This is a genomic window from Rhodococcus chondri, assembly GCF_036327435.1.
Classification (GTDB): domain Bacteria; phylum Actinomycetota; class Actinomycetes; order Mycobacteriales; family Mycobacteriaceae; genus Rhodococcus; species Rhodococcus chondri.
Genome location: NZ_JAUZMZ010000011.1, coordinates 45128 through 55974, shown reverse-complemented (window position 1 = coordinate 55974; position 10847 = coordinate 45128). Strand labels below are relative to the sequence as shown.

The 10847-nt window shown below is 67.8% G+C and carries 13 protein-coding genes; 6 read left to right on the top strand and 7 right to left on the bottom strand.

Going from position 1 to position 10847, the window contains the following annotated elements; translation table 11 throughout:
* Positions 1 to 550: alpha/beta fold hydrolase (locus tag Q8814_RS03800; RefSeq protein ID WP_330150673.1), on the top strand; the 550-nt coding region annotated here is incomplete at its 5' end.
* A gap of 6 nt (positions 551 to 556) precedes the next feature.
* Here the strand turns inward: Q8814_RS03800 and Q8814_RS03795 are convergent.
* On the bottom strand, positions 557 to 958 hold the full coding sequence (locus Q8814_RS03795) for a DoxX family protein (protein WP_330150672.1): 402 nt from the start codon (positions 956 to 958) through the stop codon (positions 557 to 559).
* 115 nt (positions 959 to 1073) lie between these two features.
* On the opposite strand from Q8814_RS03795, the gene Q8814_RS03790 reads away from it, so the two are divergent.
* Positions 1074 to 2165 carry a potassium channel family protein gene (locus tag Q8814_RS03790; RefSeq protein WP_330150671.1) on the top strand — a complete coding sequence of 364 codons (1092 nt, stop codon included), beginning with the start codon at positions 1074 to 1076 and terminating at the stop codon, positions 2163 to 2165.
* 10 nt (positions 2166 to 2175) lie between these two features.
* The gene (gene nudC, locus Q8814_RS03785; protein WP_330150670.1) at positions 2176 to 3078 is read left to right on the top strand and encodes an NAD(+) diphosphatase; all 903 of its coding nucleotides are present in this window, start codon (positions 2176 to 2178) and stop codon (positions 3076 to 3078) included.
* Between the two features lie 104 nt (positions 3079 to 3182).
* On the opposite strand, the gene Q8814_RS03780 is transcribed toward nudC, so the two are convergent.
* Entirely contained in the window at positions 3183 to 3437 is a 255-nt protein-coding gene (locus tag Q8814_RS03780) for a mycoredoxin (protein ID WP_330150669.1), read from the bottom strand.
* Between the two features lie 119 nt (positions 3438 to 3556).
* On the opposite strand from Q8814_RS03780, the gene Q8814_RS03775 reads away from it, so the two are divergent.
* Entirely contained in the window at positions 3557 to 5701 is a 2145-nt protein-coding gene (locus tag Q8814_RS03775; RefSeq protein ID WP_408015825.1) for an ATP-dependent DNA helicase UvrD2, read from the top strand.
* Between the two features lie 20 nt (positions 5702 to 5721).
* On the opposite strand, the gene nhaA is transcribed toward Q8814_RS03775, so the two are convergent.
* From nhaA to Q8814_RS03760, 3 genes are all read right to left on the bottom strand, one after another.
* Complete coding sequence (gene nhaA / locus Q8814_RS03770) at positions 5722 to 7020, bottom strand: Na+/H+ antiporter NhaA (RefSeq protein ID WP_330150668.1); 1299 nt, start codon at positions 7018 to 7020, stop codon at positions 5722 to 5724.
* Between the two features lie 126 nt (positions 7021 to 7146).
* Positions 7147 to 7395, bottom strand: coding sequence for a hypothetical protein (locus Q8814_RS03765; protein WP_330150666.1), 249 nt, complete (start codon positions 7393 to 7395; stop codon positions 7147 to 7149).
* A gap of 36 nt (positions 7396 to 7431) precedes the next feature.
* A complete protein-coding gene (locus Q8814_RS03760; protein WP_330150665.1) occupies positions 7432 to 7791 on the bottom strand; it encodes a VOC family protein in 360 nt (119 codons plus the stop codon).
* A 115-nt stretch (positions 7792 to 7906) separates the two neighbouring features.
* On the opposite strand from Q8814_RS03760, the gene Q8814_RS03755 reads away from it, so the two are divergent.
* Entirely contained in the window at positions 7907 to 8089 is a 183-nt protein-coding gene (locus Q8814_RS03755; protein ID WP_330150664.1) for a hypothetical protein, read from the top strand.
* A 126-nt stretch (positions 8090 to 8215) separates the two neighbouring features.
* The gene (locus Q8814_RS03750) at positions 8216 to 8530 is read left to right on the top strand and encodes a WhiB family transcriptional regulator (protein WP_330150679.1); all 315 of its coding nucleotides are present in this window, start codon (positions 8216 to 8218) and stop codon (positions 8528 to 8530) included.
* Positions 8531 to 8561: 31 nt separating this feature from the next.
* Here the strand turns inward: Q8814_RS03750 and Q8814_RS03745 are convergent, their stop codons facing one another.
* Both Q8814_RS03745 and Q8814_RS03740 read right to left on the bottom strand, forming a co-directional pair.
* A complete protein-coding gene (locus Q8814_RS03745) occupies positions 8562 to 9887 on the bottom strand; it encodes an ABC1 kinase family protein (RefSeq protein WP_330150678.1) in 1326 nt (441 codons plus the stop codon).
* On the bottom strand, positions 9884 to 10774 hold the full coding sequence (locus Q8814_RS03740) for a TOMM precursor leader peptide-binding protein (RefSeq protein WP_330150663.1): 891 nt from the start codon (positions 10772 to 10774) through the stop codon (positions 9884 to 9886). The genes Q8814_RS03745 and Q8814_RS03740 overlap by 4 nt, the downstream gene beginning before the upstream one ends.
* Positions 10775 to 10847 lie beyond the last annotated feature (73 nt).

Genomic DNA, 10847 nt, shown 5'->3' with positions numbered 1-10847 from the left:
ATACGACTACGCCGACCGCGTGGTGGCCGCAGTCGAAGGTGCCGCGACGCCGCTGATCGTGGTGGCACAGTCGATGTCGGCGTTCACCGCCGTGATCGTCGCCGAGCGGATTCCCGTCGACGAACTGGTACTGGTGGCGCCGATGATCCCCGCGCCCGGTGAGTCGGCGGCGCAGTGGTGGAGCAACGTCGGCCAGGAGGCCGCCCAACGGGCACAAGCCGCGGCGGACGGCAGGGATCCCGATGCTCCGACGGACATCCGCGAACTGTTCTTCCACGACGTGCCCGCCGGCGTCGTCGCGGATGCCTTCGCGCGAGAGGAACCGCGGTTGTCGGATGCGGCGTTCGAACCGTCGTGGTCGGCCGAGCGATGGCCGGCGGTCCCGGTGCGCGTCGTGGCGGGCCGCCGAGACCGGTTGTTCCCGTTGCCGTTCATGGTCCGGGTGACCCGCGAGCGGCTCGGCATCGATGTGCAGACCGTCGACAGCGGGCACCTGCCCGCACTTGCCCGGCCGGAGGAGTTGGCGGCGCTGCTGCTCGAGTCGACCTGACGGACGCTATGCCACAGTGCGAACCGGCGCGTTGCGCCGAGCTTTCAGGGCCTCGGTGACGAGCGGGATCTGCAGCGGAAGACGTGCGAGGGCAACCGCTTTCGCGGCGGGGGAGAGCTTGCTGCTACGCAGCCACGAGACAGCCATCTGCACATTGGCCGGAAACACCGCGACGAACAGCACGGCCGCCGCGGCCGCTCCGAGACGCCGGGTGCGCGGCACCACCAGCGCCCCGGCGACCGAGAGTTCGGCGACCCCGGAGGCGTACGTGTACATCCTGGCGTCGCCGGGCAGGAAGTCGGGCACGATACTGTCGAACGGCTTCGGCCGGACGAAGTGCATGGTGCCGGCGCCGAAGAGCAACGCAGCGAGACGCAACGCGGCGCCTTGGGACTGTTGTGCGGACATGCGCGCCACACTAACGGTCGGCGCGTAGGCTGCGATCCGATGTCGGCGCTTGCGGTTCCGGCATCGCGGACAGCTCGGTCCCGACGACCGAGATCAGACGAGATGGGAAGGCGCAATGCCCGGCAGGTTGCGTGCGCGGTTCAGCCGTTCGGATCAGCTCACCGAGCAACCGGATTTCGCGCTGGTGGGAGTCCTGCGGGTGCCGCAGGAGCTGTCGAGCCCCGGTATCGCGATCGCGCGTCGGATCGGATACGCGCTCAGTGCGCTGTTGCTGGCGGTGCTCGTGGTCTATCTCGACCGCGACGGCTACCGCGACGTGCAGGACAACGAGATGTCGCTGCTCGACTGCGTCTACTATGCGACGGTGTCGCTGTCGACCACCGGATACGGCGACATCACGCCCTTCACGGCCGAGGCACGGCTGATCAATATTCTGCTGATCACCCCACTTCGGGTGTTCTTCCTTATCGTTCTCGTCGGTACGACGCTGTCGGCACTGACGGAGAACTCTCGACAGGCATTCAAGATTCAGCGATGGAGGCGCCGCGTGCGTAATCACACCGTCGTCATCGGCTACGGCACGAAAGGCCGTACCGCCGTCGACGCGATGCTCGGTGACGGGATCACGCCGTCCGAAATCGTGGTGGTGGATACCGACCCGGTGGTTCTCGAGTCCGCCGCCGGGCAGGGCCTGGTCACCGTGCAGGGTTCGGCCACCAAGTCGGATGTGCTGCGGTTGGCGGGTGTGCAGCACGCGGCGGCGGTCATCGTCGCCGCCAACCGCGACGACACCGCGGTCCTGGTGACGCTCAGCGCCCGCGAGATCGCGCCCAGGGCGAAAATCGTCGCGGCGATCCGGGAATCCGAGAACACCCACCTGTTGCGTCAGTCGGGTGCGGATTCGGTGGTGATCTCGTCCGAGACGGCGGGACGATTGCTCGGTATCGCGACCACGACGCCGAACGTCGTGGAGATGATCGAGGATCTGCTCACCCCGGAAGCCGGCTTCGCGATCACCGAGCGCGACGTGGATTCGAGCGAGGTGGGGGGCTCACCGCGTCATCTGAAGGATCTCGTGCTCGCCGTCGTGCGGGACGGCCGGATGTGGCGGGTCGGGTCTCCCGAGGTCGACGCGCTCGAGCCCGACGACAAGCTGCTCTACATCCGGCTCGTGCCCGGTTCGGCGCCCGGCGCGATGCGCGGATAGTGTGCACTTCGTGACCAGTTTCTCCCTGTCCGGAACCCCGCTGCTGTCGCGCACCGTCGTCGACCGGGCCGAGGAATTGCGCTCCGATGTCGAGGCATTGCGCGCCGGGTGGGCGGAAGCGCGGCTGCTGCGCGTCGATCATCGCGGGCAGGTGCCGGTCGCAGACACCGAACTCGTGCTCGGTGACGCCACCGACCTCGGCCCCGATCCCACGCCCGGCGCGGTATTCCTCGGTGTGCGCGACGGCCGGCACGTGTGGGCGGTGCGCGTGCTCGCGCAGACGGGTGCCGTCGCGGACCTGCGACGCGTCGGAGATCGGCTCGGCGACGCCGATGCGGACCTCATGGTCAGTGCTGTCGCGCTGCTCAACTGGCACGACCACGCCGGTTTCAGCGCCGTGGACGGCTCCCCGACCGAACCGACGATATCGGGCTGGTCGCGGATCAGTACCGCCACTGGTCACGAAGAGTTCCCCCGCACCGATCCGGCCATCATCTGCCTCGTCCACGACGGCGCCGACCGGGTTCTGCTCGCCCGCCAGCCGGTATGGCCGGAGCGGCGCTTCTCGGTGCTCGCCGGATTCGTAGAGGCGGGGGAGTCGCTGGAATCGTGCGTGGCCCGCGAGATCCGCGAGGAGGTGGGGGTCGATGTGCGCGAGGTGCACTACCTGGGTAGTCAGCCGTGGCCGTTCCCCAGGTCTCTGATGCTCGGTTTCGCTGCGACCGCGGATCCTGACCAGCCGCTCGATTTCCGTGACGGGGAGATCGGCGAGGCGCGCTGGTTCGAGCGAGACGAGGTGCGCGCGGCGCTCGAGGTGGGCGACTGGGCGTCACCGGGGGACGCGCCGCTGCTGCTACCGGGGTCGATTTCGATCGCCCGTGGAATGCTCGAAGGCTGGGTGGCCGGTATCTGAGGGTCGTCCGCGATCTGTGGGATCTGCGGGGAACGACCGAGACCGGTCTGCGGGGCGCAGGAGAATTCCCGCTCCCCACAGACCGATTCGGTCCACGAGGGTGACTACAGGCCCAGGGTGCGCTTGACCTCGGACAGCCCCGGATTGGTGGAGGTGCTTCCGTCCGCATACTTGACCGTCGGCACGATGTGATTGCCGTTGTTCACACTGCCGACGAACTCGGCCGCCGCCGGATCGGCCTCGATGTCGATTTCGGTGTAGGCGATCCCGTTCTCGTCGAGCTGCTTCTTCAGGCGACGGCAGTAACCGCACCAGGTGGTGGAGTAGACGGTCAGCGCGGGAGCATCGGTAGTGGTCATGTTGCCGACAACACCACAACCCCACCGCTCTGTTCCATCGGCGCCCGGAATGTGTTCTCGGACACAGGTCTCACGTCGTGATGCGGCGCCGCTCCGGTGCGCTGTCGGCTCGCACTGCCATGATGGAGGCCATGCGAGCGGATGTGGCAGTGGACGGCCTGGACCCACAACAGACAGCGGCGGTGCTCGCGCCCCGGGGTCCGGTGTGTGTCCTCGCCGGCGCGGGCACCGGCAAGACTCGCACCATCACGCGCCGCATCGCCCATCTCGTCGCGGACGGCCACGTCGCCGCCGGGCAGGTTCTCGCGGTGACCTTCACCGCCCGCGCAGCGGGGGAGATGCGGTCCAGGCTGCGTGTGCTGGGCGTCGGCGGGTCCGGATCTCAGGTCCAGGCACGGACATTTCACGCCGCGGCCCTGCGCCAGTTGCGCTACTTCTGGCCGCAGGTGGTGGGCGAGACTCCGTGGCAGTTGCTCGACCGCAAGTTCGCAGTCGTGTCGCAGGCGGCCCATCGCGCCGGGTTCGCCACCGACACCGACACCGTGCGCGATCTGCTGTCGGAGATCGAATGGGCCAAGGGCTCGCTGATCGCACCGGAGGACTACCCTGCCGCGGTGGCACGTGCCCGCCGCGAACCGCCCGCCGATGCTGCCCGCGTCGCAGCCGTCTATTCGGGATACGAGGCGCTCAAGATCCGTGACGAGGGCATGTACCTCGACTTCGACGATCTGCTGCTGCACACCGCTGCGGCCCTCGAGGACAACAGCACTGTTGCGGACGAGTTCCGCGACCGGTACCGCTGCTTCGTCGTCGACGAATATCAGGACGTGACACCGCTGCAGCAGCGGGTGCTCGACGCGTGGCTCGGCGACCGTGACGACCTGACCGTCGTCGGTGACGCGAACCAGACCATCTACTCGTTCACCGGGGCCACCCCGAAGTACCTCCTGGACTTTTCCCGCCGGTTTCCCGATGCCACTGTGGTGCGTCTCGAACGCGACTACCGGTCCACGCCGCAGGTGGTGAACCTCGCCAATCGGGTGATCGGTGAGGCGCGTGGACGGATCGCCGGAACCAGGCTGCAGTTGATCGGACAGCGGTCGGCAGGTCCGGAACCGACGTTCGCCGAGTACGATGACGAGCCCGCCGAAGCGCAGGCCACCGCGAAGGCGATTGCGAAACTGCTCCGCCAGGGCGTTACCGCGTCGGAGATCGCGGTGCTCTACCGAATCAACGCGCAGTCCGAGGCGTACGAGCAGGCATTCACCGAAGCGGGCATCCCCTACCAGGTGCGTGGGGGTGAGGGGTTCTTCAACCGGACCGAGGTGCGGCAGGCGGTGAATGCCCTGCGACAGGTGGCCGGCCGGGAAGACCTGCCCGACGACGCCGATCGCGGAACCAATCTCGTCACCCTGGTGCGTGCGGCGCTCGTACCGCTCGGGCTGACCGACACCGAACCGGCCGGGACGCAGGCGCGGGAGCGGTGGGCATCGATGACCGCGCTCGTAGCCCTCACCGAGGAGTTGCTCGAACACGAACCGGACCTGACCCTGGCCGCGTTGCTGCGCGATCTCGCGGCACGCGCCGAAGCTCGCCAGCCGCCGACCGTGCAGGGCGTGACCCTGGCGTCGCTGCACGCGGCCAAGGGCCTCGAGTGGGATGCGGTGTTCCTCGTCGGGTTGACCGACGGCACCTTGCCGATCACGCACGTGACCGGCGACAAGGACACTCCGCCCGACGAAGCCGGCATCGAAGAGGAACGCCGGCTGCTGTATGTCGGGGTCACCCGCGCCCGGGTGCACCTTCAGCTGTCGTGGGCGCTGTCGAGGACCGAGGGCGGCCGGCGGTCGCGCCGGCGGTCCCGGTTCCTGCACGGCCTGATCCCCGACAGCTCACCGGCGTCGAAGATCGTGGAGCCGGCACCGTCGAAGAAGAAGCGTCCGCAGTGCCGGGTGTGTGGCAAGCCCCTGATGGGATCGACCTCGACGATGCTCGGACGATGCGAGAGCTGCCCGTCGAACCTCGACGAGGGTCTGCTCGTCGCGCTCAAGGAGTGGCGTCGCGATCGGTCCAAGGAGATGAAGGTTCCGGCGTATGTTGTGTTCAGCGACAACACACTCGTCGCGATCGCCGAACAGCAACCTCGCGACGACCGTTCGCTCGTCGCGATCCCGGGCATCGGCGCGAAGAAGCTGGAACAGTACGGGGCGGACGTTCTCGCGCTGGTCCGGGGCGAGCGGATCGCGGACACACTGGAGTTGTAGAGCGGAGTTGTAGAGCGCGGTTACTGGTAGATGTCGGGGATCCCGTCGTGATCGTCGTCGCGGTTCTCCCGCTCGTAGATCGTTCGATGCGCTCGGTTGCGGATGCGCAGTGCGATGGTGGCGAGCAGCGCGGCAATTATCGTGCCGGTCAGCACACCGATCTTCACGTGGTCGCTGCGGAGCGGATCCCCGGCGTAGGCCAGTTCTCCGATGAGCAGGGAAACGGTGAACCCGATACCGCCGAGGAGGGCAACCGCCGCGACGTCGATCCATCTCAGGCCTTCGGCGAGACTGGCTCGCGTGAATTTCGCGGTCAGGAAACTCGTTCCGGTGATGCCGACGACCTTGCCGACGACCAGCCCGGCGATGATGCCGATCGCGACGGAATCGTTGAGGGTGGCGGTGAATCCACTGATCCCGCCGATAGTGACCCCGGCGGCGAAGAACGCGAAGACCGGCACAGCCACACCGGCGGAGAAGGGCCGGAGCCGATGTTCGAAGTGTTCTGCCAGCCCGGGACCTGCGTCCGGTCCGCCGGTCGCGGCGCTTCGCAGTACCGGCACCGTGAAACCGAGCAGAACACCGGCGACGGTGGCGTGCACCCCGGATTCGTGAACCAGGTACCAGGTGAGTAAGGCCAGCGGAATGAGGAGCCACCACGAACGGATGCGTTTCTGGACCGCGAATGCGAACAAGGCCAGGGGAATCAGTGCCAGTCCCAGGTATACGAAGTCGAGGTCCTCGGTGTAGAACACGGCGATGACCGTGACTGCCAGAAGGTCGTCGACCACGGCCAGCGTCAGCAGGAAAGTTCGCAGAGCGACCGGTAGATGCGAGCCGACGACGGCGAGGATCGCCACCGCGAAAGCGATGTCGGTGGCCGTGGGAATGGCCCAGCCGTTCAGTGCGCCGTCTCCGGTCCGGAGATTGATCACCACGAATACCAGTGCCGGCGCGACCATTCCGCCGACGGCCGCGGTGATCGGCAAGGCTGCTCGGCGCAGGTCGCGCAGGTCGCCGGCTACGAACTCCCTCTTGAGTTCGAGTCCGACGACGAAGAAGAACACTGCGAGCAACCCGTCCGCTGCCCATACCGACAGCGGCAGATCCAGGTGCAGGCTCGCCGGTCCGACCTTGAACTCTCGCAGCGCGTGGTAGGCATCCGACCAGGGCGTGTTCGCCCAGATCAGGGCGAGAGCCGCCGCGACGAGCAGCAGCACACCGCCCACGGTTTCCTTGCGCAGGACTTCGGTGACGCGCTTGACCTCCGGCCAGGAACCGGGAGACAGCAGGGTTTGGCGAGAGAACGGAGTGGTCATAGGACTTTCCGGGACGACCGGACGCGCCGGTTACGGCATTTCCGGGAGGGGCGAACCACGATTCGGCGGTTCCGGACGGGCGTGGGTGGCCACCGGAGGCCGGGTACGGCGTCGCGGGCCGGGCTGTTACCCGGACTGCGACGCATCTGTCTCGGCCGCCGGATGCACGGTCGCACGCTCCGACGGCGGGCAGCCGGCCATCTTGCCGTGGGCGTTGGTGCCCCAAGAGGTGGTGTAGCCGTTCGTGCCCCCGGGACGCAGGTTCTCCTCGAACAGCAGTGTCGTCGATTCCGGACGAACTCCGACGTGTGGTCCGGCCGAGAAGTTTTTCGCAGCACGCGATCCGGTGAAGGATATCGAGCGGCCGGTTTGCACGCCGGTCATCTTACCGGCGCGACGCGCCGAGTGCGCTCAGGTGGTGCAGAGGCAGAAGTGGTGTCCGGCCGGATCACGGTAGACCCGGAACTTCTGCGGAGTCGGCGGATGGTCGACGCGCAGTGCACCGAGCCGCAGGGCCTCCCGCTCGGCGTCGTCGAGGTCGTCCACGAACACGTCGATGTGCGAGTGCACGCCTTCGGCCGGCCAGGCTCGGGGCACGAACTGCGGCGCGAGTTGGAATGCGAGCGCCAGGTAACCGTCGCGGGAGAGTTCGACCCAGTCGTCGGAGTCCTGAGTGACCTGCCACCCCAGCAGGTCGCGGTAGAACGCGGCGAGCCCCCGAGGATCGGGGCAATCGAGTACCGGCAGAAACCTCGAGGTCGCGAGAGCCATGTCTCGGCAGTTTACCCGGACGGGCACGCCTGCGCCCGGATCGCGGCAGCGTCGCATCACCGCAGGTAGAAAATAACTTGTGCGACCCGTGGGGGCGAAACTACCCTGGACGACGATGTCACGGGAAGCCCGTGTGCCCACGACGAAGGAGGTGGCCCTGATGCTCGGCATCACTGCATTCGCTGCGGCGGCCGCCGCCCGCGTCGGCACACCCGCCGCTGCCGCGCGCGTTCGACGCGCGCGCGCAGCCGCCGCTTCGTCCGTGGCCGGACGTCTCTACCAGGGAAGCTCCCGGTAGCGACAAACTCTTTCGGCCACGGACCCCGCCCAGCGGACCGTGGCCATCTCTTTCTCGGCCCGGTTCGCACCGCATTCATACGAACCAGCAGAAGGAGCTCTCGTGCCGAGCGATACCGTGTCGACAATTACGCACGATACCGACGGAGATTTCGCTTCCGAGGCAGACGCCGCGCGGCTCGATGTCCTGCCGTGCCACAACAACGATCCCGACCTGTGGTTCGCGGAGGCACCGGCCGACCTCGAACACGCGAAGTCCCTGTGTGCGACCTGCCCGGTACGTGCCCGGTGCCTTGCCGCCGCGCTCGACCGTGAGGAACCGTGGGGAGTGTGGGGCGGCGAGATCTTCGACCACGGTGCGATCGTTGCCCGCAAGCGTCCCCGCGGGCGTCCCCGCAAACACCCGGTTGCGGAACCGCGGAAAGAATTGGTGTGTGCGTGAATTCAGGCGCCGGGGCTGCTCGGCTCTCCGATCACTCGTCGGTGAGACCGGGCAGCCACTCCGTCAGGATCCGCATATAGGGGGCGTACGCGTCGAGTTGTGCGCAGATACCCACCGAGCCGAGCAGGACCCGGAAAACGCTCACGTATTCGGGTGGCAGGTTCAGTGTCCGGGCCGTGCGGAACTGCGGGCCGCTCAGGTCGGTGGCGACGCCGGCGACCCGCTGTAGCCACGTACGGGTGAAATGGAACGACTCGCCGTGGATCGGGTCCGTGAACGGGCGCAGATAGTCGGCGATCTCCTGGTCGGTGACCTTCTTGCCCGGAAGCACGAACTTGTGGTCGTACAGCAGCTGGGTGAGCTCGTCGAATCGCTCGTCGAGTGCCAGCCGCACCATGCGCCCCAGCTCCGGCGGGAAGCCGTCGGGCATCGCTGCGGCCGCACCGAAATCGATGACACCGAGCCGTCCGTCGTCGAGCAGCATGAAGTTGCCGGGGTGCGGGTCGCTGTGCAGCATCCCGACGCGTGCGGGGGAGCTGAAGTGGAATTCGGCCAGCAACGCCCCCGCGCGGTTACGCTGTTCCCGAGTGCCCTCGTTGATGATCACCGAGAGTGGTGTCGCGGAAAGCCATTCGGTCACCACTACTTTGGGTGAGCTGGCGACGACGTGCGGGATGATGAAATCCGGATCGCCGTGGAACGCGGCCGCGAAAGCACGCTGGTTGTCCGCCTCGATGCGATAGTCGAGTTCCTCTTCGGTACGCGCGGTCAGTTCATCGAGAAGCGCGCGGACATCGGTTCCGGGCATCACCGTGGCGAACAGACCGGCGAACCGCGACAGCGTCCGCAGATCCGCACGCAGCGCTTCGTCGGCCCCCGGATACTGCACCTTCACCGCGACATCGCGGCCGTCCGACCACACGGCTCGGTGCACCTGGCCGATGCTCGCAGAGGCAGTCGGCACATCGTCGAACGAGGCGAAACGCTCCCGCCACCGGGTGCCCAGCTGCTGATCGAGGACGTGGTGCACCGCTTTGGCCGGGAGCGGCGGGGCTTCGGACTGCAGCTTGGTCAAGGCCTCGCGGTAGGGCTCCGCAAACTCCTCGGGAACGGCGGCTTCCATCACGCTGAGCGCCTGGCCGAACTTCATCGCGCCGCCCTTGAGCTCGCCGAGGACCGTGAACATCTGCTCAGCGGCTCGGGCGGCCATCTCCGCGTCGATTTCGTTGCGATCGCCACCGGCCATGCGCCTGCCGAATCCCACGGCGGCGCGTCCCGCGATACCGAGAGGGATACTCGCGAGTTTGGCGGTGCGGGAAGAGCTCCTGCGGGGGATGTCTGACACGCCCACCATCATGCCTGACCGGTGGACCGCGGCGTCGAGCACGCACACTCCGGATGCCGGAACCACCGTCGCGTGGAAAGCCGATACGTGCGCAGGTCGACCTCGACGGTGCGATCGATCACGGTGGGCGGCGCCGATGCACGGCCCGCCAGGATCGCGTCCAACTCGCCGAGCGCCACCGCGGCCGTGGCCAGCACCACCGACCGTTCGGCGCGGCCCACCCGGTTCGACAGTTGGACGGCCAGCTGGGGCCACGACGGATCGAGGTCGCTGCGAGTGAGGTCGGCACAGCGCAGGCAACTCGTCCGTCCCGGCACGACGAACGGCCCGACCACCCCGCGCCCGTCTCGCAGCCGCACGACGAGATGCGGAACCCGGTGGCGCATGAGGTCCTGCACCAGACGCGGGTCGGGTACCTGGGCATCGGTCAACAGCACATACCCCACTCCGGCCCCGGCGATCTCCGTCTCGTCGGTATATCGAGAGGAGCGAGACAGGCGGGTGCCCCACAACGTCAGGTTCGCGGCGAGTGCGTCCGTCAGCGGACCGTTGCCGTATATGCGCAAACGCGGTGGCGGCGCGGGGTCCACGGACTCGGTCGCCGGTGACGCGACCTTTACGGCGCCGATCGCGACGAGTTCGTCGAGCAGGTCGCATACCGCCGCGCGGTCGGCGCCGCGCCCGGCGGTCGCCGCCTCCGCCACGGCGTCCCGCCCGTGGCGGCCGTCCAGCAATCGCAGCACGGTGTACACATCGAAGGTGTCCATGCCGGACGGTGGGGCCACGATCACCCCGGTATCCGGACCCCAGCCGAGCTGCACGCCGCCTCCCGGACGGCGGAGCACGATCAGATCCGGGTCGAGTGCAAGGCGGACACAGGGATCGAGTGACGGGGTCATGCCGGTGAGCATGCCGGTGGCGGCACCGGGTGGCGCCTGCCCGCAGCCCGGTTATCCACAGGCGGAAAGAGCG